Raw genomic sequence first — 21,238 nt, 5'->3', positions numbered from 1 at the left:
GGAGAATGATGATGGCCCAAACTACAAACCCGCTGCGCGGCCGGGTCCGTGGCGAGCGTCTAGAGACGCGCGTTACGGCCGACCAGAAAAATCTTATTGAGCGCGCAGCGGCCCTTCAGGGCCGGACGGTGACCGATTTCGTATTGTTCAGCGTCCAGGAGGCCGCCCACCGGGCGATCGAGGAGCATCAACGTCTGGACCTGTCGGTCCGTGACAGCAAGACCTTCATCGAGGCGTTGCTCAATCCGCAACCGGTAAACGCCCGTCTGCACGACACCGTGCGCCGCTATCGCCAGGCGACTGGCGTCTGACGGGTGGGGAACGACGTCGAAGAAACACTGCGGGTAGAAATTCTCGGCTCGCAGCACGACAGGTCCGCATTCGACAGCGGCGTAGAGCCGCTCGATCGGTATTTCCGCGTTCAGGCAGGTCAGGACGCGCGCAAGAACATGGCGGCTCCCTTCGTGCTGGTTCTGGCGGATGGGACGGTGGCTGGCTACTACACCCTTTCATCGATGGCAGTGAATCTCGGGGACCTGCCGGAAAAGATAGTTAGGAAACTTCCGCGCTATCCGCTCGTTCCGGCAACCCTTCTCGGCCGCCTCGCGGTCGATCGGCACCATCAAGGCAAGGGGTTTGGCCGGTTTCTGCTTGCGGACGCCCTTTTTCGGGCGGTCAAAAGCGAGATCGCCTCCTTCGCTGTGATCGTTGACGCCAAGGATGACATTGCGCGCCGATTCTACGAGCGCGAAAGCTTTTTGCCGTTTCCCGACCAGCCGATGAAGCTGTTTCGGCCGATGGTGGATATCGAACTGCTCTTCAAATAAGAAAGAAAGCGCGAGGAAGGATGGCATTCTGGAAAGGTCGTGGGGCGGCGAAGGAAAACATCAGACTTCTTGAGGCGGCCAAGACCTGGCGGCGCTGTGCCAACGGGTGCCTAAGTGCGTGATCTGTCACCCGCGAAGCTGGTAGAGCCCACGACCGAGTCTCGTCACGACGTGTCTGTCGCGCAAGCCTCGGCGTCTAGAGTTTCGATCCGGTGGTCCAGACGGTCATCAACCGCAACCAGACTTTCGAGCAGACGGAGACCGCCGTCCAGCAATTGCGAAAAGGCCGGCATCGGCAGCATCAACTTCGACCTGATCTATGGCTTGCCGTATCAGGCTGTCGTATCCTGTATCGATACCGCGCAGACTGCCGTCCGGTTGCGACCCCTACGGCTATGCAAGTGTGTCGAAAATGAAGCCGTCCCCGGAGCCTATGCGCAACGGATTGCTTCGGGCATCCTGGCCACCGTGAAGAGGTATTGCTTGACCGGCAGGATCGATTTCGGGAGGCTCTGATAGAGCGGCTGATGTGTGTTTCGCCGTCGACCTCAATCGTCTTGGTGAGCGTTTTGGCCATGAAGCCCCAATGCGCGCTTCGCCGACTGCGCGCCGGCTGCCCCTCTGTCCGATATCGTTGAGTTTGCTGCCGGTGAGCACAAAGCAGCAGCAGCGACGACCTCGAAGAAAGGCGCCGGCGTCCCGTAATCGCTCGACGTCTTAGCGGTGGGAATATATCAATCCATAGCTCGGCGGCACCGTGGTACCGGCGGCAAGCTCGTTGGGAAGACACACGGAGACGAACTCGTCGTCAGCAAGATTGCTTCCGGTGACCGCCTTGGCATTAAGGCTCGTGGGTTTTGAGTTTTCACCTTTGGCCTTTTCGATCGTCCAGTAGGATTTGGGCATGCGGTTGACCGAGAGAATGCTTTCCCGAAATTTGAATGCGCGAATGATTTCAGTTCTCCGCGGCTGGTCCGATGAGCATCGGGATAGCCGGCTTGGCTAGTGCCTGCCCCTGTGTGAATTCACGTCACGGCCGGGTGGATCGTTGGCGCGCGAAACCGCATGACGCTTACCTTCTTGTATTCCGTACCGCAACATTTTGTCGGATAGCACTTAACGTGCCAAAGAAAATAGGTCTCAATTACAACGTGGTGAGCCGCCAGCCTCTATGTCCGATCTCTGACATTTTGTTATGAACACGACACCATCCTCGCGTGACATCCGTCGTCGCCTCGGCCGCGGCGCTTCGTCGTGGGTGAAGTCGCGATTGGAGCGCCGGGGCAGTCGCGTCGCCGGCAGTTCGATTAGGCTCGACAAGTGAGCGGTAATAGTGTGGCCAAGCTCCTTCAAGCCAGCAAGCGCGCAGCGCACTGGCTCGCAGTCGTAAAGCCTTTTTCGGCTTACATTATGCGTCTGGATCCGGCAAAAGATTGCGACAATGCCGATATTCGGCAAGTCACGGCGGAGGGCTGACGCCCATATCTATGCCCAAGACCCTCGACCTAATGGGCGGCCGCGGCCCGTGCACTCCAACCGCCGGGTGAACTGCGATCGGCCTGGTCCGAGTCGCAGATCGGATCGATCGCCGCGCCCGGACCGCGCATTTCGAGGCGATCGACCGCGATGCCGCGATATTGAAGCCCGCTGTGCAACGGTGCGCATGACCAAGTTCCCCAAGTCTCGGTATGTCCCGTTGCAAACGCGCTTGATCCGTTCGGGCATCAGAGATCCAAATAAGCTTTATATTTCCTCCGTTCGTCCGATTGACTTGACACGGCGCTGCAGAAAGCAAGTCGAGCCGCTGTTCGGAAGATCGAACAGGTAAGAAGCAGTCCTGGTGGGCAGCGTCAAGAAGGCGCCGAATTGGCGCTGATTTGCACCGCCCACAACCTCACCCAACTCGCCCGCGGCATTAGCCGGCTATTGTTAGCCAATACCATGTCCCGGAGCTGTCGGGGTTGGACCTTGCCGGTGGATGGCACAGCATTTGCCTGTGGAATGCGGTGGAAAGTCACCAAGTGGCTAGTGTCGTCATAGGCGCGTGACCAACGTCGCCGAGGCATTGACCTTATAGTCGGCGAGTATTTCGTCGGATGGAATGACCTAGATCGGAAAAGTGAAAAGAGCAAGCTACGAGCATATGGATAGTCAACCACGTTAGAGAGGAATGGATGTCTGAAGTTCTCGGGTCTACCGATCCAATCCAGTGGAGCAAAGCGCATCTCACGGAAATCGGGGTCGCCCAACAGGCTTCGTTGGCGGGGCGCGTTGCTTGCGGCTGGCGAGAGGTAGTTCCATGAAAATGCCGCTCGCGCTTCTTGCTGGCGGAGAGCCGGAATGACCGGCTGGCTGGTAGACATTGCCAAACGCTTTGGACTCCCGCAACCGCTCGAGCGGCTGGATAGAGAATACAACCTTGACTTCCCGGCGCAGGACTCCTGCTGTCCGGCGGTCGTCAAAGTCATGCGGCGGGAATTGGTTCCGTTGCAAAGTCTTCAGTAGTGCACCGATATTTCAGGACCGATTATTTGACGACGCCGCTTGTTCGCCTGGCAGTACTCACGGCCATTCTGCCCTTGATGCCAGCGTGTGTAGCCGTTGGTCCCGACTATCAAATGCCTGTAGTGTTGACGCCGTCCAAATGGAACAGCAAGGTCAGCGCCGCAACACCGCGTATCGGCGATTGGTGGAAGAATCTCGACGATCCTGTACTCAATCAGTTGATCGCAGATGGCATTGCAATAAGTCCCAATGTTGCAACCGCAAAGGCGAGGGTGCGGAAAGCCAGGGCCAATTATGCGTCCGCAGGCGGCATCTTTTATCCATCGCTCGACGGTAGTGGGAGCTATACGCGCTCCGATACGTCGAGCGGGTCGAACCTCGTCTTCAAGGCTCAGTGGGAACTCGATCTGTTCGGCGCCAATCGTCGAGGCGCGGAGGCTGCTTACTACAGTATGGAAGCGGCCAGTGAGCAGCTTCGCGGGGCACTCGTCACATTTATAGGCGATATTGCGACGAATTATGCGCAATTGCGTGGTGTGCAGGCGAACATCGCAATAGCGAAGCGCAGCGCGGCATCGCAACGCCAGACCGTCGAGCTAACACGCGCTCAACTGGAAGCTGGTCACGTATCGCAGGTCGATCTGCTCAGGGCAGAAACGCAAGCCGCATCCACGGAAGCTCGGATACCCAGCCAGCGCATCACCTATGCGAAATATCTCAACACCCTTTCTGTTTTGACTGGCCGTTCCTCGTCCGCTCTTTCGGCTATGCTCGACAAAACCCGCCCCATTCCTTCCGTGCCGCGCAGGATCTCCGTCGGATTGCCCGCCGGCGTACTAGCGAATAGGCCAGATATTCGTGCGGCCGAACGTGAATACGCGAGTTCGACAGCAGGCGTCGGACAGAAGCAAGCCGCTCTTTATCCCAGCATTTCGTTGAGTGGTAATATCAATGCGGACGGCACAGACTTCGGCGATCTGGCTCTGCGATCAACGATCGGGTGGAGTTTCGGTCCAAGTCTCAGCGTACCGATTTTTCAAGGCGGCAAGCTGAATGCCGCTGTCGATGTGGCCAGGGCCACACGCGACCAGTCATTCATCGCCTATCGCAAGGCAGTATTGACGGCGCTGAGCGAAGTTGAAGACACAAGCGTATCGCTCAACCAGAACCGTCTGCGTGTGGCGCAGCTGCGGAAGATCATGAGCAACAGCTGGAAAATCAACGAACTAACGCTGAGTCAATACAAAGCTGGCAAGAAGAGCTTTATCGACGTGCTGACCGCGCAGCGTGACCTCTTTGACGCGGAGACCAGCCTTGCTGAGGCCAGAACGGATCTTGTGACCAATTACGTCGCCTTGCACAAAGCGCTTGGAGGCGGCTGGAATGGCCGCGACGATGTCAGCGAACCGGAAGTCATTGACGGTTACACAGGACCGCATTTCGTCAGGCCAACCATACCGGCCTCGCCGGCATCAGAACAGAGGCCGCTATGAAACCCAGATCGAAACGACGTTTCCGCTGGCGTCTTTGGTTCGCGGTTGTGGCGGCATTGCTGATCATGGCCTCTGTCGCAGTCCGTCACTGGACGAAGGGAGCGCCGCTTCCGGGCACGACGACCATGCGGCGTGGCGACATAGAAAGCTCGGTTCTTGCTACCGGAACCTTGAGACCGAAAAGCCTCGTCGCCATCGGCGCGCAGGCGACAGGCCGCATCCTGTCACTCAATGTGAAGCCAGGACACCAGGTTAAGGCTGGTGATGTCATTGCGCTCATCGACTCGACCAACCAGCAGAATAAGCTTAACAAAGCCCAGGCGACCTTGCTGCAAAATCAGGCTACTCGCGATCAGAATATCGCGGATCTGGAACTAGCGCGGCAGGACCTTGCCCGCTATCAAATGATGACTGATAAGAACGCTGTCGCCAGATCCGAGTATGACAAGGCTGTCGCCACGCTGAAGGCGAAGGAAGCGCAGCTTGCCAACAGCGAAGCGGTCATCGCTGCTTCCAAAATCGATGTGCAAATTGCCGAGACCGACCTCGGCTATACGCGTATCACCGCTCCCATCGATGGGACCATTCTCGCCACGGTGGTCCAGGAAGGCCAGACCGTCAATGCGGAACAAAGCGCGCCGACGATCGCAATTCTGGGTCAGGTGGACATGATGACCGTCGAGGCGGCTATCTCCGAAGCTGACATTACGCAGGTGCACGAAGGCCTGCCGCTTTATTTCACCATTTCCGATCAGAATTCAAAGCGTTACGAAGCGAAGCTGGAAAAGATCGAGCCCGCGCCGGGCTCCATCGTCAACGATAAGAGCTTCAGTTCGAGCAGCAGCAGCAGCGCATCTTCATCGAACGGGGAGACGGCTTCGGCTATTTACTACAAGGGCATATTCAGCGTGCCTAACCCGGACGGGCTGCTCAGAACCTATATGACGACTGAAATTCACATTCTGCTTGCCCAGGCTAGGAATGTGCTTCTGGCTCCTGTGTCGGCACAGCGGATGTCGGATGACCCAAACAAGGCGACCTTTCGCGTTGTTACGAGTAGCGGCACTATCGAAGAGCGAACCGTTGAGACTGGCATCACAGACAAGATCAATGTGGAAATTCGTTTGGGCTTGAAGGAAGGCGACAAAGTTGTCACCGACAATCAAACACCCGTTCCAACCTCTGCCGGAACGTGACATGAGCGAAGCGGCCCTGATATCGCTCAAAAGCGTCACCCGACGGTATCCCTCGGGTGACGACGTGACCACAGTCCTGCATCATATCGACCTCACCGTTCATCGCGGAGAGATGGTGGCCATTATCGGCGCTTCCGGGTCGGGCAAGTCTACGCTGATGAACATTCTCGGATGTCTCGACCGGCCTTCCGAGGGAGAATATCAGATCTCGGGACGTCCGACCTCGGAACTTGAGGCCGATGAACTGGCGGAACTGCGGCGTGAACATTTCGGCTTCATTTTCCAGCGCTATCATCTGCTGAACGAACTCGACGCAGTCGGCAACGTCGAAATCCCGGCGATCTATGCCGGACGAAGCCGCGACGAGCGGCGCGAAAAGGCCGAAGCAATTCTGCAGCGCCTTGGGATGGGAGAGCGCACGCATCATCGACCAAACCAGCTTTCAGGCGGTCAGCAGCAGCGTGTTTCCATTGCCCGCGCGCTGATCAATGACGCCGATGTCATACTTGCCGACGAACCGACCGGCGCACTGGACAGCCATAGCGGGGAAGAGGTCCTCGGGATACTTCAGCAACTGAACCGCGATGGCCGGACGATCATCATCGTTACCCATGACCGCTATGTGGCGGCGCGCGCGCAGCGGATTATAGAGATCAGAGATGGTGAAATTATCGCTGATACGCGGAACGACGCTGCCGCAGGTGCGCGCGCAAGCAATGATCTCCCGATAGATAGAAAGCCAGAAAAGCCTAAATTGTTCAACGGAATGCGAGATCGCTTCAATGAGGCCTTTGCGATGGCGTTGCGATCCTTGAATGCGCATCGTATGCGGACATTCCTCACCATGCTGGGTATCATTATCGGGACGGGATCGGTGGTCTGCGTGGTAGCACTCGGCCAGGGTTCGCAGAAACGGATTCTCGATCAGATCAGCGATCTTGGTACCAACTCACTCTATATCAGTCCCGGCCGCAGTTTCGGTGACCTGAAGGCCGAACAGATCACCACGCTGACGGTGGGCGATGCGAACGAACTCGCCAAGCTGCCCTATGTGGTAGCAGCTACGCCTATGAGTTCATCCACATCGACGGTACGGGTTGGCGACAAGGAAGTCAGCGTAATGGTGAGCGGGGTCGGTTATCAGCATTTTGTCACGCGCAACAGCAAACTGCTGGAGGGGCGTTTCTTCGACAAGAGGAGCGTCGACGATCTGGCGCAGGATGCTGTTATTGATGCGAATGCGAAGACGACCCTTTTCCCGCACGAATACGGTTCGGTTATTGGCAAGATCGTGCTTCTGAAAGATATGCCCGTGCGCATCATCGGCGTCGTTAAGGAAATGGGAGAAGCAAAAAATCTGGAAGTGCTCCTGCCATATACGACCGTGCAAACGCGGATGACAGGTTCGCGCTCACTGCAATCCATCATGGCGCGTGTCAACGATACGATGGACGCCGCCGAAGCGGAGAAGATGGTAACGACGTTTCTAACAAAACGTCATGGCGAGCAAGACTTCGTTATCTTCAATATCGACAGCTGGCAGAATACCATTCAAGCGACGACGGAAACCTTTGCTCTGCTGATCGCCTGCATTGCCGGCATATCTCTGTTCGTCGGCGGTATCGGCGTTATGAATATCATGCTCGTCGCTGTCTCGGAAAGAACCAACGAAATTGGCGTGCGCATGGCCATCGGCGCACGCCGGAGCGATATCCTGCAGCAATTCCTTATCGAAGCCGTTCTGGTCTGCCTGCTAGGTGGCTTACTCGGCGTTTTGATCGCCGCCGTGTTCGGGATGCTGTTCGCGCAATTCAGCACCGAGTTTCCCCTTATCTACTCGTCGGCTTCCATTGTCCTGGCGCTGGTGTGTTCGAGCCTGATCGGAATTGGGTTCGGCTTTATCCCCGCCCGCAACGCCTCTAAACTCGATCCTGTTGTGGCGCTGGCACGTGATTAGGGGGCGGTTCCGGGTAGATGACCGGGATGGTGATCGCTCTGGTACATGTCTTCAGGCGCTCGTCGTGATCACGATCTCCGGGCCTCGCTTCATGATAGTCCTCTCCGCTGCTGTGGGGCGTGTTCAGGCGGACCAGAGTGCCGCGCGGTGAAAATCAACGAGCGCAACGGCGACGAGGTGAACTATTTCGGATCCTACGGCGGCACTATCCGCAGTTCATGGATACCCTCAAATCCCAGATCACCAGCCGCCGAGAATTCGAGCGCCTCAAAAGCAGCGATCCCGCCACTCTGACCGACCTCAAACGCGCCGCTCGCTTCATCTATCTGCAGATGCTCGCGTTCGGCGGGAAGGTCGCGGGCAGAACTTCGGCGTCGATGCGACCGGCCGTGCGCGTTTCAATCAGCGCGCAAAGGAGCTCGCTTCACAAGCATCTCTATGCCAGCGCCATCTGATCGAATGCCGCTTCTCGAGCCACAAGCAATTCCGCAAGGTTGCCACGCGTTTCGAAGCCAAAAAAACGCCGCGCTATCGCGGCTATCATTCTAGGATCAGGTAACTGACCACACTCGCAAGCGCAGCCGATAAGGGCATCGACAATTTCGTCGGCTTTGTCGCATCCACAACACAGCCTCTTTGGTCCACCTTTTGTTTTCAACTAAGGCTAGGTAGCTGAAAAGAAAAGGCCAAATCTTTTTCAGCGCTCTCAGCCGAACTGGCATGAGACTTGAATCTCCTCAATAGGCGCTCGGAACGCTGCCCGACTGGGATTTAGGCGGGAGCGATCGCTGGAGCGAGTAAACTAGTCGGCGAATGCACGGACCGAGGAAAAGAAATGTCAGGACTTGCAAGCCTTTCATCGAAACCACCATCAGGATCGGTAACGAACAGTCGCCGAATACGATTGCTACAGTCCCGGCCAGCATATTAGCAAACATTTCGCTTCTACAAGCACTGATTGCGGCGACGCGGTACGGCAGTCAGGCCAGATGCGCAAGCGCGTCGACATGGCTTTCGTGCAGACTGAGAAACTCCAGGCGGTGAACCAATCTGGTCATCTTCGGGCAGAAGGGACGGACAGGTGATTTACGGCATACTATTCATATCAGCGCTGATGGCCTGTGTAATGACGATCCTCCTTGTGGTCGGGCACGAAGCGAAAAAGGGGGGCACCGTGCCCCGCATTCCGCCGAGTTTAGCCATCAGGCCTGGGGTTCTCCCGGCGTCTTAGGTTTTTCGCCTGCGCCAAAAAGATCCGAAACCCTGGCTGCGCACGTGAAGGCATGAAAACGCCGCTTCCAACCTCAGAACCCGCAAATGAATGAGCCATTGGACAAAGCAAGCACGACCGAACTACTCGACCGCGAGGCGATCCGAGACTGCCTCTATCGGTATTGCCGCGGGATCGACCGGGCGGATGAGGAGGCGCTGCGGAGCGCGTACTGGCCGGATGCGCATGACAATCATGGTGCCTATTCCGGACCGGCCGAGGGCTTCATTCGACTTGCACTTGGAATCTTCAAGACCGCGCCGCGCAATGTCCATCAGATAGGCCGATGCTTTCCTGCCATCGCTCGAACTTCAGCGACGAGACGCGTTGTGGGCAATCAAACCTCTGCGCGATGAGCCACTGCGGCTCTTTGCTGCTGCGGCCGAGCGCGAGATGAAGACGATCGCTGAGCAGCAGGAGCCCGACGTCAAGCTCCGGCAGATGACAGATGGGCACAACGTCATCCAGGACTACAGCCATACCGGTCTGACCCTGCGCGACCACCCAATCGCGTTCTTGCGCAAGAACCTTGCCGCTCGAAGCATCGTCACCTGCGGAGAGGCGATGTCGGCCCGCGATGGCCGTTGGTTGATGACCGCAGGCCTCGTTCTCGTCCGTCAAATGCCCGGATCGGCAAAAGGCGTCATGTTCCTGACGATCGAAGATGAGACCGGTCCGGCGAACGTCGTCGTCTGGCCGAAGCTTTTCGAGCGGCGCCGGCGCGTTGTACTCGGATCGAGCATGATGGCCATCAACGGCCGAATCCAGCGGGAAGGGGTGGTCGTGCACCTCATCGCCCAGCAGCTCTTCGATCTGTCGGGCGATCTATCCGCCTTGGCGGATCGTGATGGAGAGTTCAAACTGCCGACGGGCCGCGGCGACGAGTTCGCCCATGGCTCGCCGGGAAGTCCGGATTCGCGGGATCGAGCGCCGGCGGTCCAGCCGAGGGATATTTTTGTCCCATTATGCCGAGTTCGGCATAATGCAGAGCGTTTTTAGCTTGGCGTCGCGGTATTCGACATTGCGGAACGCGCCGAGTCTGACAGCGACGGTAAGCTAAAAACGTGTTGGACTGAGCCGCGGGCGCGAGTGGTATCTATGGGTATTGAATGGTGCCCGTCTCTAGGAAAGGCATCGCGTAGTGGTGTGGATGCTGGGGTGGCCGCAGCGCGGGTGATGAAAGCGGCGCGGTTCCGGTCTCGATAAACGTGACAACTGATGCTGTTTCCTGCCGGGATGGGCTGGTGGGCGCGACGGCACGCACCTTCTCGGGACCGACCGGTTTCCGGCGGATTGGTGCGACGGCGACAATGAAAGCGGTGCGCTTCTTTCATGACGTATCCCTATATGGCGGTGGTCCGCGGACGCCGTCGAAGATTTCGATGATGATCATCTGTCCTTGACGACAGGCCGGGCATTGCCTGAGGGAACACCGGATGAGTTCCTCGTAACGGTCGCGGTAGTCCTTTGAAGGTTGGCTCTCTGATGGCTCGGGAACCGGCATGCCGAGCAGGTCGCGGCAATGGGCAAGCTTTTGTTCGCGGTAGCGATTGCCGAGAAAACCGTAATAGCGGATGCGATGGAAGCCCTCGGGCAGGACGTGCAGCAGAAAGCGGCGGATGAACTCGTCGGCCGACACGCTCATGACCTTTTGCCGATCGCCGTGCCGATAATCCTTCCAGCGAAACGCACCGCGCCATCCTCGATATCGACGAGGCGGTTGTTGGAGATGGCGACGCGGTGCGTGTAGCGGCCGACGTAATCGAGCACCTGTTCGGGCCCGGCGAAGGGCGGCTTGGCAAAGACGACCCACTCGGCCCTTCGAACGGGCGCCAGATAGTGCCGGAAGGCGTTGCGCTCGCTCAAGGCTCGCAAGTCGGAGAAGAACTGCAGCTTGCCGGCGTCGAAGGCTTTCTGCAGGTGCTCGAGGAACAAACGCCGGAACAGGCGTGAGAGCACCCGGACCGGCAGGAAGAAACCGGGTTTGCAGGCGATCCATCGCGTGCCGTCCGGCGAGACCCGCCACCCGGGACGACGCAGTGCAGATGGGGGTGGTGCAACAAATTTTGCCCCCAGCTGTGCAGCACGGCGAAGAAACCGATCTCGGCGCCGAGATGCTTGGGGTCGGCGGCGATGGTGCGCAGCGTCTCGGCGGTGGCGCGGAACAGCAAGCCGTAGACGAGCGCCTTGTTCTGGTACGCGATGGCGGCAATGGCCTGCGGCAGCGTGAAGACGACGTGGAAGTACTGTGTGTCGAGAAGCTCGGCGCGCCGATCCTCCAGCCATTGCGCTCGGGCCAGCGATTGGCAGCGGGGACGATGCCTGTCGCGGCAGCTGTTGAAGGCGATGCGCCGGTGGCCGCATTGGTCGCACGCTTCGACGTGCCCCCCGAGCGCAGCGGTCCGGCACAACTCGATCGCCGTCATGACACGGCGCTGAGCAGTGGACAGCGATGTGTGCCGGGCACGATAGGCCTCCCCGTAGCGACGGAATATATCCGCCACTTCCGGCCCCGAACGGACCATCGGGAGCTCAGAAATACTCAGGTTTGGCGGGCGGCGGCGGGGTGGGAGCTGGACGCGGCAATAGCTCGAAGGGGCTCGAGGTTGCGCAGCCCTAGTACCGCGCCACAGAGATTATGACGGGTTGGGTTATCGTAGAATGGGCAAGTCTTCTGGTGGGATGAGAAGTTGGATGCTGCGTGCTGCGCCTGGCACGCGGGATATAAATCCTGCCTTCTCGAGGGTCAGCACCATCTGGTGAACAGACGGAGCCGTAACGGCGAAGTGGCGACGCATGTCGGCTTCGGCCGGAGGCTGTTTGAAGATGCGGCTGTAGGCGTAGATGAAGGCCAGGTACTGGCCTTGGACTTGCGTAAGGCCATGTCTTGCCGTTGCGGCTTGCGGGTCAAGTGAGGGACTCATTTTCGGATTCATCTGCGTCTCCGCGCTGAAGGAGGTGTCGATGACTATAAAGTTTCACGTAGAGCTTAGCCAATCGGAACGTGATCAACTGGCCGTTTTGTTGAGCGGGGGACGCCATGCGTCGCGCAAGATCAAGCGCGCCCAGATCCTGGTGGCGGCGGACGAAGGCTTCAGCGACGAGGTGATCGCGGCAACCTTGAACGTCAGCGGATCGACGATTTACCGGACCAAGCGCCGGTTTGTGGAAGCCAATCTGGAAGGCGCGCTCAGTGAAGAACCGCGCCCGGGTGTTGAGCGCAAGCTATCGAGCAAGGAGGAGGCGCTGTTGGTGGCGACCGCCTGCTCAAAGCCGCCGCCCGGGCGAGCCCGCTGGACCCTGGAGCTTCTGGCCGATGAGATGGTCCGACTCACCGATCATGACGAGTTGTCCTCGGAGACCGTACGTCGCCGGCTGGCTGAGAATCATCTCAAACCTTGGCGCAAAGACATGTGGTGCATCCCAAAGCTCGATGGGGAATACGTCGCGCGCATGGAGGATGTTCTCGACCTCTACGCAGAGACGCCTGATCCACAAAGGCCCGTGGTCTGCTTCGACGAGAGCCCGACCCAACTCATCGGCGAAGTGCGCGAGCCCATTGCGGCCAAGCCTGGCCAGCTTGAACGCTACGACTGCGAGTATCGCCGAAACGGCACGGTCAATCTGTTTGTCTTCATGGACGCCCACCAGCCCTGGCGCAGGGTGAAGGTCACCGATCGGCGAACCAACCAAGACTTCGCCCAGTGCATGCGCGAACTGGTCGACGTCGATTATCCCGACGCCCCGATCATCCGCGTGGTGATGGACAACCTCTCCACCCATTCCGCCGGGGCGCTTTACGACGCATTTCCAGCCCCGGAGGCTCGAAGGGTGCTGAAGCGACTGGAGTTCCACCACACGCCCAAGCACGCCAGTTGGCTCAACATGGTCGAGATCGAGATCGGTGTCCTGCGCAGCCAATGCCTCGACCGTCGTATCGACAATAAAGACACCATAATCGCCGAAGTCGCAGCCTGGGAGCAGCAACGCAACGCTAATGGCGCAAAGATCCAATGGATGTTCACAACCGAAAAAGCCCGCCAAAAGCTCCGCAAAGCTTACCCCGTCAAAGAGTCATAATCTCTGTGGCGCGGCACTAGTTGGTGGCGATGCGCAGATAATGAGCGGTGGTCGCGAGGCCGCGGTGACCGAGCAGCAGCTGAATGGTGCGCACGTCGGCGCCTGCCTGCCTCCAGGAGATGAACCGCGAAGGCGTGCCTCATGCCGTGTGGTGTGACCGGTTTGGACAAGCGGGGGAGGTTGTGCGCTTTCGCGCAAGCTTGCCCCACTGCGTCCCTGGTGATTGGCTGGCCGGCGCGATCGCCGGGGAAGAGCCACTCCTTCGGCCGCCGCATCTTCCAGTAATTGCGCAGGATCTCGAGCAGCTTGGGCGATAGCATCACATAGCGGTCCTTCTGGCCTTTGCCCTGCTCGACACGGACGACCATTCTCTGGCTGTCGATGTCCGTGGGCTTCAGGTGCACCGCTTCAGAGATGCGCAAACCGGCCGCATAGCAGGTGGTCAGGATGGCGTGATGTTTAAGATCGAGCACGCAATCGAGAAACTGCGTATGCATCCGGGGGAGGCCGCCTTGCTGAGAAGTGAGCGGAATTGGATGATCTGTCTATATGGACGTCAATATAGACGGTGTAATAGCGATGGACGTAACGATAGAGGGCCGGCCGCAAGTCAGCCGGATGGAGATTGTCGACAGTGGGCGGCGTCGCCGTTTCAGTAACGAGGCCAAACTTGCGATCGTTGCGGAGAGTTATTCCGCTCCCCAGCAGGTCACGGCAACGGCACGGCGACATGGCATCACGCGCTTTCAGTTGAACGATTGGCGTAAGGCAGCACGTGAGGGACGGCTTGGCAGTGGCCGTGGCATTGAGGGGTTTATTCCTGCCCTGTTGGTTCCGGAGCCAGGCATCCCGGTCGCTGCGACCAAGCCTTCGATGGCACAAAGTGGCCTTATGGCACAAAGTGGCCTTATGGAGGTGCTGAGCGCGAACGGCCGCCGTGTGATCGTGGACCGCGATGTCGACGTTGAGGCTCTGCTGCGGATTGTCCGAGGACTGGAGACATTGCGATGAACCCGTTTCCGATGGGAACAGGGGTCAAAGTCTGGCTTTCGACGGGGTATACGGACATGCGCTGTGGCTTTCCCTCTCTGGCGCTTCGGGTGCAGGAGGTCTTGAAGCATGACCCGCTCGGCGGTCATTTGTTTTGCTTCAGGGGCCGGCGCGGTGACCTGATAAAATTGGTTTGGCATGACGGCCAGGGCAGTTGCTTGTTCACAAAAAGATTGGAACGCGGGAAGTTCATATGGCCTTCTGCCGAAGGTGGTGCGGTTGCAATATCACCTGCACAGCTCAGCTATCTCCTGTCTGGCATAGACTGGCGCCATCCGCAGGAAACATGGCGTCCAACGAGGGTTGGATAGCATTATTCCATTGAAAATACAGTGAGAATCTGATCGAATGACTTCATGACTGTGAAGCCTGACGATCTTCCTGCGGACCTTGCCGGCGCCTATATGGCGCTGCTGGCCGAGCGCGAGGTATTGCAGGCTGAACGTGATGTGGCGGTTGCCGAAGCTGCTAATGCGCAAGCCCTGCTGTCCGACCGCGACGCCCTGATCGCCAGTCTTGAATTGAGGATCGACAAGCTCAAGCGCGAACTGCGCGGTCAGAGCAGCGAGCGCACGGCGCGCCTGATCGACCAGTTGGAATTGCAGCTTGAGGAACTGGTCACGGCAGCTACGGAAGATGAGATTGCAGCGCAGGCTGCCGCCGCCCGGACCTCGTCCGTGCGTCCGTTTGTGCGCAAACGGCCGGTGCGAAAGCCCTGGCCGGAGGATATCGAGCGCGAGCGCGTGGTGATCGATCCTCCGATCAATTGTGTATGCTGCGGTGGCTCGCGCCTGTCTAAACTGGGTGAGGACGTCACCGAAACGCTGGAAGAGATCCCGCGCCGGTTCAAAGTGATCGAAACAGTGCGGGAAAAGTTCTCTTGCCGTGATTGTGAGGCGATCAGCCAGCCGCCAGCGCCTTTCCATGCCACGCCGCGCGGCTTTATCGGCCCTCATCTCCTGACGACGATCCTGTTTGACAAGTTCGGCATGCACAGCCCGCTCAACCGCCAGAGCACCCGGTTCAAATGCGAAGGGATCGATCTTTCGACTTCGACGCTAGCCGATCAGGTTGGTTTTGGAACATCCGCTCTCATGCCGGTTGTTGATCTGATCGAGAAGCATGTCTTTGCGGCTGAGCGGCTTTTTGGCGACGACACCACCATTCCCATCCGGGCCAAAAGCAAATGCACGACCGGGCGCATATGGACCTACGTGTGTGATGATAGGCCCTATGGCGGCGGGGCCGCGCCGGCGGCGATCTACTATGCTTCAAGCGACCGTCGGGGCGAGCATCCGCAAAAACATCTGGCCGGATATGGCGGCATTCTACAGACGGATTGTTACAACGGGTTCGAACCGATATCGGTTGCCGAAAAGAAAGAAGTGCCGATCACGTTTGCTTTTTGCCATGCCCATGCGCGGCGGAAATTCTTTGAGCTGGCCGATATCGAGAAAAGCGCCCGCGATAGCAAACGCAACGGCAGGCCGATCTCCCCGATCGCGCTGGAGGCGGTCAAACGATTTGACGCCCTGTTTGAAATCGAACGACAGATCAACGGCTTGAGTGCAGCAGAACGACTGGCCGTGCGGCAGGAAAAGAGCAAGCCTCTGTTCGACGACATGCACGAGTGGCTGAAACGCGAACGTGCCGCGCTCAGCAGATCCTCCGACCTCATCAAAGCCATGGACTACATGCTGAAACGTTGGGATGGTTTTGCCCGCTTCCTCGAAGACGGAAGAGTTTGTCTCACGAATAATGCCGCCGAGCGCGCGCTGAGAGGTATTGCATTGGGAAGGCGGAATTGGACCTTCGCCGGTTCCCCGCGCGGGGCCGATCGTGCCGCCGTCATGCTGACGCTCATTACGACCTGCCGCCTCAACGACATCGACCCGAAAGCCTGGCTCGCCGACGTCCTGGCCCGCATCGCTGATCTTCCCGCCTCTCGCCTGCACGAACTGCTTCCATGGAACTGGAAAAGTGCGTCGGCGACAGCTCATATGCTGGCGGCCTGAAGATGGCTGCCTCCGTCGTCCGCCTGAAGGTCACCCTCGATCAAGTCGATCCAATGGTGATGCGGCGTGTTGTCGTGCCATTCCGTATCAGGCTCAGTCGGCTGCACGAGGTGTTGCAGGCGGCGATGGGCTGGACCAACAGCCATCTTTATGAATTCCGCATGCGTGACGTCGGTTTTGGATTGCCTGACGAGGAATGGGGGGATGGTCCCATCGACGCTCGCAAAGTCTCGCTGCTGTCGGCAGTCCAGGACACCGGCGCGAAATCGTTCAAATACCTTTACGACTTTGGCGACGGCTGGACGCACAGCATCAAGATCGAGCGCACCTTCCCGGCAATCGGCACGGAAGGCCCGATGCTCCTCGAAGCGGCAGGACACTGCCCACCCGAGGACGTCGGTGGCCCATGGGGGTATCAGGAGTTCCGCGAGGCGCTTGTCGATCCGGCACACGAGCGACATGCCGAACTCGTCGAATGGTGGGGCGGCAGCGATTACGATCCTGGCAATGCCAACCTCAGCCAACTCAACAAAGCCGTCGACGATCTGGCTGCCAAATGGGCCCGAAGAGCGCGCCGAAAAATCTGAAGGCATGCAAAAGGACCCAACTTGAACCGTATCACTCGATCATAACCCGGCTGAAGTTCACGCGCGAGCCTTCATCCCGCGTGATTGCTCGGATGCATACGAAACTGCTGCACTTCATCGGGCTGAGGATGATTGGCAGTTTCTGTGGCTTCCTGGGAAGCGGCAGGACCTCTTCCGGCACCCAATCTCTTTCGAGCGTCACCTTATAGAGAAAGCGCAGTGCCGAAAGGGCGATGTGGATCGAGCCCGGCGCCAGCTTCTTCTCGTTGGCCAGATAGACCTGATAGGTCCGGATGTCCTCACGGCCGAGCAAGTCCGGCGACTTGCCGAAGTGTCGTGCGAACAGCGACACCTGCTGCAGATACGAGTGCTGGGTATTGAGCGAGAAATTGCGCACCTGCATATCCTCGCTCATGCGCTGGCGAAGTGGGGTCATGATGAGCTCCTCTGTCCGATGGATGGGCTACCAGTCGTCCCATCCTCGCGCAGTTGGGGCTCCTACTGAATACCTCATCTCCTTGCCGCTCCGGCGTAGCGGAGCGGGTTAGTCCAAGGGAACTTATCCCGAGCCCGAGACTATGCCGAGCCAGTTTCCTAAAGCCCGCGATTTCCGGTAGGTCCGGATCGTAAGCTCGGCATAATAAGCAGCCTCCGCACAACAAACCTAGCGGAGACATCAATGACTACGAATCCATTCGAGAACTCGGCGCTCTGGCGCCGATCGAAGATTGGCCGCATCGAGCCTGCGTCAGTTCCCTGATCAAATCGATGACTGACGAAGGTTACAAGGCCAAGAGCATCCGCTCGGCAATCCGGACCATCGTTGCTTTCATCGCACACCAGAGTGATCGCAATGATGGCCATCCAACGCAGCTCGCCTACGAGGATATTGACCATTTCATCTCAGGCTTGGCCACTAGGGGTACGCTTCGCTACGGCGATCGTCGCGCCATCCACCGTTTGCGAGCAGAGCTTGTAAAGGCGGGCGCGTTAAGCCGGCCTCCTGCGACGAGCGATTGTCGCGGTGATATCGAAGTGCTCTACGAAGCGGAACTTCACCGCAGAGGCTATGCTGAGCGATCTATCGCCTCACACCGTTGGTTTATCCAACGCTTCCTCCGAACAGTATGGGACGATCACAACGGAATTTCTCATCTCACGCACGATAACGTGCGCGATTATCTTGCCGGTCACTTCGACCGCCAAAGCAGCGCTACGTCTAAGGTGATGTCTTCGAAGCTTCGCATTTTCCTTCGGTTCTGTCGGGCCGCTCGGTTCACGGAGAATGACCTGGCTCTGGCAATACCCACTGTGAGGAACCTTCGGCTCACCACGCTTCCCTCCTTCATGAGCGCCGATCAACTAGAAATTGTTCTAAAAGGTTGCGATCGTACCACGATCGCGGGCCGCCGGGACTTCGAGGTCCTCCTACTGCTTTCGCGGCTGGGACTGCGTGCGAACGAGGCCGCATGCCTGTCATTGGACGACATCGACTGGCGCGTCGGCCTCCTTCGAGTGAAGGGCAAGGTTGGTCGGATCGCAACAATGCCGCTCCCACAAGACGTTGGGGCGGCGATCTCCGTGCGCGGCGACAAACAAGGTGAGACTCAGCGTCAATCAGGATGAGACTCGGCGGCGGGGGTGTGACGAAGGGAGGGCGTAGCCCGACTGGAGTTACACCCCCGCCGCGGCGCAATTTTTCGGCGTCTCATGATCGCGGTTGGCCCGGTAGCGTCGGTGATTTTCTGAGAATGGAGAATCACCTTTGTGCCGGGTCGCCATGTAACCGATCATCAGACGAGGCTTTTTATGAAGTACCGACAAAACAACCCCATTGAGGTCGCTGCCGCCAAGGCGTCGATCAGCCGGGCGACGGCTTACCGCATCGAGAAGGATGCGCGTCTTCCATCGCAGACCAAGCCGCCGCGCGACCGGCGTCGCCCCGATCCCCTTGAGCACATCTTCGACGCCGAGGTTGTTCCGCTCCTCAAGGCCGCGCCCGGCATCCGAGCGGTCGCCGTTTACAACGAGATGCTGCGGCGTCATCCAGAGCTGTCAGAAGGTGTTCGCCGTACGATTGAGCGTCGTATCCGATCATGGCGGGCTGTTCACGGTCAGGAGCAGGAAGTGATCTTCCGTCAGATGCACGAACCCGGTCGGTTAGGACTGTCGGATTTTACCGACATGGGCAGCCTCGGCGTGACGATCGCCGGCCAATCGCTCGATCATCTGCTTTATCACTTCCGGCTGGTCTGGTCGGGCTTCGAGCATGCCCATGTCATCCTGGGTGGAGAGAGCTTCGTCGCTCTGGCCGAGGGGCTGCAGAACGCCCTGTGGTCGGTTGGCGGTTCGCCGCTCTATCATCGCAGCGACAGCTTATCGGCCGCCTTCCGCAACCTCGATGCCGACGCCAAGGTCGATCTGACGCATCGCTACGACGAACTGTGCGCCCATTATCGCATGACGCCGACGCGCAACAACAAGGGCGTCGCGCACGAGAACGGCTCGATCGAAAGTTCCCACGGCCATCTCAAGAATGCGATCCGCGATGCTCTGCTGATGCGCGGAACCAGGGACTTTGGCGACCTCGGATCCTATCGCGCCTTCATCGATGAGATCGTCAGCCGCCGCAATGCCGCACATGGCAAGCGCATCGATGCCGAGCGCACGCATCTGCAAGCTCTTCCCGATCGTCGCACCACCGACTTCGAAGAGGTCATCGTCACCGTATCGAGCACCGGCGGCTTCGCCTTGCGCAAGGTCTTCTACACCGTGCCTTCCCGTCTGATTGGCCACCGGCTGCGGGTGCGTCTGTTCGACGATCGCCTCGACGTCTTCATCGGCGGCACGCATCTGCTGACATTACCCCGAGGCCGCGCCCACGCGAGTGGCAAGCACGATCAAGTCGTCAACTATCATCACGTCATTCATTCCCTGCGCAAAAAGCCGATGGCGCTTTTGGGGCTCGTCTATCGCGACAAGCTCTTCCCCAGGCCGGAATATCGCAGGACTTTCGACGCGCTCATCGAGCAACTGCCCGAGCGGCAGGCTTGCAAGATCACCGTGGAACTGCTTGCCTTGGCTCACGATCGCAGTTGCGAGCGTGAACTGGCCGAGGAGCTTGCCAAAACGCTCGACGCCCACAAACTGCCTGATCTGGCGGCTTTGAGAGCGGTCTTCAGCCCGGACCCGGATCAGTTGCCGATCGTTCATGTGCAACTCGCGTCGCTCAATGGTTATGAAGCCCTGATCGGCACGGCCTATGCGGGAGAGGTCGCATGAAGAGCAACATCCACACAGTCGATGAAGCCCGCCTCGGCATCATGCTCAACGAACTGAGGCTGCCGACGATCAAGACGTTCTGGCACCAATTTGCCGAGCAGGCCGATCGGGAAGGATGGCCTGCTGCCCGTTTCCTCTCGGCCATCGCCGAGCATGAATTGGCCGAACGCGCCCATCGCAGGATCGAAAGACACCTCGCCGAGGCCCACCTGCCACCCGGAAAGACGCTCGACAGCTTCGCCTTCGACGCTGTTCCCATGGTCTCCAAGGCCCAGGTCATGGCGATTGCAGCCGGCGATAGCTGGCTCGCCAAAGGCGCCAATATCCTGATGTTCGGTCCGCCCGGCGGCGGAAAGAGCCATCTCGCCGCAGCCGTCGGCCTCGCGCTAATCGAGAACGGCTGGCGCGTGCTCTTCACCCGCACGACCGATCTCGTCCAGAAGCTTCAGGTCGCGCGGAGGGAGCTTCAGCTCGAAGCCGCCATCGCAAAGCTCGACAAGTTCGATCTTCTCATCCTCGACGACCTGGCCTACGTCACCAAGGACCAGGCCGAAACGAGCGTGCTCTTCGAACTCATCTCCGCAAGATATGAGCGGCGTTCCATCATGATCACCGCCAATCAGCCCTTCGGAGAATGGAACCGCGTCTTTCCAGACCCGGCCATGACGCTTGCCGCGGTGGACCGACTTGTCCATCACGCAACAATCTTCGAGATGAATGTCGAAAGCTACCGGCGGCGTTCGGCCATGGAAGCCAAACGCCAGCGCGGCAGACCCGCCTCATTCGCGACAATCAAAAGCTCTTCCCAGCTTGTCGCGGAGCGGCAATCAGAACACGATGAAACTCTTGCCAGCGACAATCAACATGATAACTTCGCTCCAACCGCGACATAAGAATCTCATCCAGATTGTCGCTCGCGTCTCATCCTGATCGTCGCGCTATAGATCTCCGACTATATCTTGCATGGACGTCCAAC

At 58.7% G+C, this 21,238-nt stretch carries 16 protein-coding genes and 7 pseudogenes; 18 read left to right on the top strand and 5 right to left on the bottom strand.

The genetic code is table 11. The features are described from left to right. Positions 1 to 5 precede the first annotated feature (5 nt). From WGT02_RS33555 to WGT02_RS33545, 3 genes and pseudogenes are all read left to right on the top strand, one after another. Positions 6 to 311, top strand: a complete 306-nt coding sequence (locus WGT02_RS33555) for a DUF1778 domain-containing protein (protein ID WP_176703669.1) — start codon at positions 6 to 8, stop codon at positions 309 to 311. A 3-nt stretch (positions 312 to 314) separates the two neighbouring features. Further along, on the top strand, positions 315 to 827 hold the full coding sequence (locus WGT02_RS33550) for a GNAT family N-acetyltransferase (protein WP_208246299.1): 513 nt from the start codon (positions 315 to 317) through the stop codon (positions 825 to 827). Positions 828 to 1,000: 173 nt separating this feature from the next. Continuing rightward, a pseudogene (locus tag WGT02_RS33545) lies at positions 1,001 to 1,220 on the top strand (coproporphyrinogen III oxidase); the annotation flags it as partial. A 324-nt stretch (positions 1,221 to 1,544) separates the two neighbouring features. Here WGT02_RS33545 and WGT02_RS33540 read toward each other — a convergent pair. Further along, complete coding sequence (locus WGT02_RS33540; protein ID WP_024319135.1) at positions 1,545 to 1,733, bottom strand: hypothetical protein; 189 nt, start codon at positions 1,731 to 1,733, stop codon at positions 1,545 to 1,547. Between the two features lie 1,434 nt (positions 1,734 to 3,167). On the opposite strand from WGT02_RS33540, the gene WGT02_RS33535 reads away from it, so the two are divergent. The 7 genes and pseudogenes from WGT02_RS33535 to WGT02_RS33505 all read left to right on the top strand — a co-directional run. After that, positions 3,168 to 3,332 carry a hypothetical protein gene (locus tag WGT02_RS33535; RefSeq protein ID WP_208246297.1) on the top strand — a complete coding sequence of 55 codons (165 nt, stop codon included), beginning with the start codon at positions 3,168 to 3,170 and terminating at the stop codon, positions 3,330 to 3,332. A 113-nt stretch (positions 3,333 to 3,445) separates the two neighbouring features. Continuing rightward, a complete protein-coding gene (locus WGT02_RS33530; RefSeq protein ID WP_375679720.1) occupies positions 3,446 to 4,825 on the top strand; it encodes an efflux transporter outer membrane subunit in 1,380 nt (459 codons plus the stop codon). A gap of 47 nt (positions 4,826 to 4,872) precedes the next feature. Next, positions 4,873 to 6,021 (top strand): efflux RND transporter periplasmic adaptor subunit, encoded by a 1,149-nt coding sequence (locus WGT02_RS33525; RefSeq protein ID WP_225040349.1) that lies wholly within the window; start codon positions 4,873 to 4,875, stop codon positions 6,019 to 6,021. Position 6,022: 1 nt separating this feature from the next. Continuing rightward, on the top strand, positions 6,023 to 7,978 hold the full coding sequence (locus WGT02_RS33520) for a MacB family efflux pump subunit (RefSeq protein WP_208246294.1): 1,956 nt from the start codon (positions 6,023 to 6,025) through the stop codon (positions 7,976 to 7,978). Between the two features lie 107 nt (positions 7,979 to 8,085). Then, a pseudogene (locus tag WGT02_RS33515) lies at positions 8,086 to 8,381 on the top strand (DNA adenine methylase); the annotation flags it as partial. A 914-nt stretch (positions 8,382 to 9,295) separates the two neighbouring features. Next, positions 9,296 to 9,529 (top strand): annotated as a pseudogene (locus WGT02_RS33510) (nuclear transport factor 2 family protein); the annotation flags it as partial. A gap of 1 nt (position 9,530) precedes the next feature. Beyond that, positions 9,531 to 10,247: pseudogene (locus tag WGT02_RS33505) on the top strand (OB-fold nucleic acid binding domain-containing protein); the annotation flags it as partial. A gap of 331 nt (positions 10,248 to 10,578) precedes the next feature. On the opposite strand, the pseudogene WGT02_RS33500 reads toward WGT02_RS33505, so the two are convergent. After that, positions 10,579 to 11,773 (bottom strand): annotated as a pseudogene (locus WGT02_RS33500) (IS91 family transposase). Positions 11,774 to 11,899: 126 nt separating this feature from the next. Next, the gene (locus WGT02_RS33495) at positions 11,900 to 12,184 is read right to left on the bottom strand and encodes a LexA family transcriptional regulator (protein ID WP_225039569.1); all 285 of its coding nucleotides are present in this window, start codon (positions 12,182 to 12,184) and stop codon (positions 11,900 to 11,902) included. A 28-nt stretch (positions 12,185 to 12,212) separates the two neighbouring features. On the opposite strand from WGT02_RS33495, the gene WGT02_RS33490 reads away from it, so the two are divergent. Beyond that, a complete protein-coding gene (locus tag WGT02_RS33490; protein WP_208244984.1) occupies positions 12,213 to 13,328 on the top strand; it encodes an IS630 family transposase in 1,116 nt (371 codons plus the stop codon). A 16-nt stretch (positions 13,329 to 13,344) separates the two neighbouring features. Here the strand turns inward: WGT02_RS33490 and WGT02_RS33485 are convergent. Further along, positions 13,345 to 13,813: pseudogene (locus WGT02_RS33485) on the bottom strand (tyrosine-type recombinase/integrase); the annotation flags it as partial. 64 nt (positions 13,814 to 13,877) lie between these two features. Here WGT02_RS33485 and WGT02_RS33480 point away from each other — a divergent pair. Genes WGT02_RS33480 through WGT02_RS33465 form a run of 4 tightly spaced genes read left to right on the top strand, consistent with a single transcriptional unit; the run spans position 13,878 to position 16,980 of the window. Beyond that, entirely contained in the window at positions 13,878 to 14,339 is a 462-nt protein-coding gene (locus WGT02_RS33480) for a transposase (protein WP_375678551.1), read from the top strand. Then, positions 14,336 to 14,689, top strand: a complete 354-nt coding sequence (gene tnpB, locus WGT02_RS33475; RefSeq protein WP_208245196.1) for an IS66 family insertion sequence element accessory protein TnpB — start codon at positions 14,336 to 14,338, stop codon at positions 14,687 to 14,689. The genes WGT02_RS33480 and tnpB overlap by 4 nt, the downstream gene beginning before the upstream one ends. A gap of 45 nt (positions 14,690 to 14,734) precedes the next feature. Continuing rightward, complete coding sequence (locus WGT02_RS33470; protein WP_208245348.1) at positions 14,735 to 16,393, top strand: IS66 family transposase; 1,659 nt, start codon at positions 14,735 to 14,737, stop codon at positions 16,391 to 16,393. A 2-nt stretch (positions 16,394 to 16,395) separates the two neighbouring features. Further along, positions 16,396 to 16,980 carry a plasmid pRiA4b ORF-3 family protein gene (locus WGT02_RS33465; RefSeq protein WP_208245634.1) on the top strand — a complete coding sequence of 195 codons (585 nt, stop codon included), beginning with the start codon at positions 16,396 to 16,398 and terminating at the stop codon, positions 16,978 to 16,980. A gap of 97 nt (positions 16,981 to 17,077) precedes the next feature. On the opposite strand, the pseudogene WGT02_RS33460 reads toward WGT02_RS33465, so the two are convergent. Further along, positions 17,078 to 17,416, bottom strand: a pseudogene (locus WGT02_RS33460) (site-specific integrase); the annotation flags it as partial. A gap of 332 nt (positions 17,417 to 17,748) precedes the next feature. On the opposite strand from WGT02_RS33460, the gene WGT02_RS33455 reads away from it, so the two are divergent. The 3 genes from WGT02_RS33455 to istB all read left to right on the top strand — a co-directional run bounded on the left by WGT02_RS33455 (position 17,749) and on the right by istB (position 21,155). Further along, positions 17,749 to 18,606, top strand: a complete 858-nt coding sequence (locus WGT02_RS33455; RefSeq protein ID WP_208246292.1) for a tyrosine-type recombinase/integrase — start codon at positions 17,749 to 17,751, stop codon at positions 18,604 to 18,606. A gap of 183 nt (positions 18,607 to 18,789) precedes the next feature. Next, a complete protein-coding gene (gene istA / locus WGT02_RS33450; protein WP_208245170.1) occupies positions 18,790 to 20,262 on the top strand; it encodes an IS21 family transposase in 1,473 nt (490 codons plus the stop codon). Further along, positions 20,259 to 21,155 carry an IS21-like element helper ATPase IstB gene (gene istB, locus WGT02_RS33445; protein WP_208245168.1) on the top strand — a complete coding sequence of 299 codons (897 nt, stop codon included), beginning with the start codon at positions 20,259 to 20,261 and terminating at the stop codon, positions 21,153 to 21,155. The genes istA and istB overlap by 4 nt, the downstream gene beginning before the upstream one ends. The last annotated feature ends 83 nt before the right edge of the window (positions 21,156 to 21,238 follow it).

Source organism: Rhizobium sp. T1470 (assembly GCF_042140505.1).
GTDB lineage: Bacteria > Pseudomonadota > Alphaproteobacteria > Rhizobiales > Rhizobiaceae > Rhizobium > Rhizobium favelukesii.
Note: the sequence above shows the minus strand (reverse complement) of the source record. Positions and strands in the feature narration are given on the sequence as shown.

What these genes read in the sequence shown, in the direction of transcription:
- tnpB (WP_208245196.1), top strand. Translation starts at nt 14,336, where the DNA reads ATGAACCCGTTTCCGATGGGAACAGGGGTCAAAGTCTGGCTTTCGACG.
- WGT02_RS33480 (WP_375678551.1), top strand. Translation starts at nt 13,878, where the DNA reads ATGGACGTCAATATAGACGGTGTAATAGCGATGGACGTAACGATAGAG.
- WGT02_RS33455 (WP_208246292.1), top strand. Translation starts at nt 17,749, where the DNA reads ATGACTGACGAAGGTTACAAGGCCAAGAGCATCCGCTCGGCAATCCGG.
- WGT02_RS33495 (WP_225039569.1), bottom strand. Translation starts at nt 12,184, where the DNA reads ATGAATCCGAAAATGAGTCCCTCACTTGACCCGCAAGCCGCAACGGCA.
- WGT02_RS33465 (WP_208245634.1), top strand. Translation starts at nt 16,396, where the DNA reads ATGGCTGCCTCCGTCGTCCGCCTGAAGGTCACCCTCGATCAAGTCGAT.
- WGT02_RS33470 (WP_208245348.1), top strand. Translation starts at nt 14,735, where the DNA reads ATGACTGTGAAGCCTGACGATCTTCCTGCGGACCTTGCCGGCGCCTAT.
- WGT02_RS33520 (WP_208246294.1), top strand. Translation starts at nt 6,023, where the DNA reads ATGAGCGAAGCGGCCCTGATATCGCTCAAAAGCGTCACCCGACGGTAT.
- WGT02_RS33555 (WP_176703669.1), top strand. Translation starts at nt 6, where the DNA reads ATGATGATGGCCCAAACTACAAACCCGCTGCGCGGCCGGGTCCGTGGC.
- WGT02_RS33535 (WP_208246297.1), top strand. Translation starts at nt 3,168, where the DNA reads ATGACCGGCTGGCTGGTAGACATTGCCAAACGCTTTGGACTCCCGCAA.
- istB (WP_208245168.1), top strand. Translation starts at nt 20,259, where the DNA reads ATGAAGAGCAACATCCACACAGTCGATGAAGCCCGCCTCGGCATCATG.
- WGT02_RS33540 (WP_024319135.1), bottom strand. Translation starts at nt 1,733, where the DNA reads ATGCCCAAATCCTACTGGACGATCGAAAAGGCCAAAGGTGAAAACTCA.
- WGT02_RS33490 (WP_208244984.1), top strand. Translation starts at nt 12,213, where the DNA reads ATGACTATAAAGTTTCACGTAGAGCTTAGCCAATCGGAACGTGATCAA.
- istA (WP_208245170.1), top strand. Translation starts at nt 18,790, where the DNA reads ATGAAGTACCGACAAAACAACCCCATTGAGGTCGCTGCCGCCAAGGCG.
- WGT02_RS33530 (WP_375679720.1), top strand. Translation starts at nt 3,446, where the DNA reads ATGCCTGTAGTGTTGACGCCGTCCAAATGGAACAGCAAGGTCAGCGCC.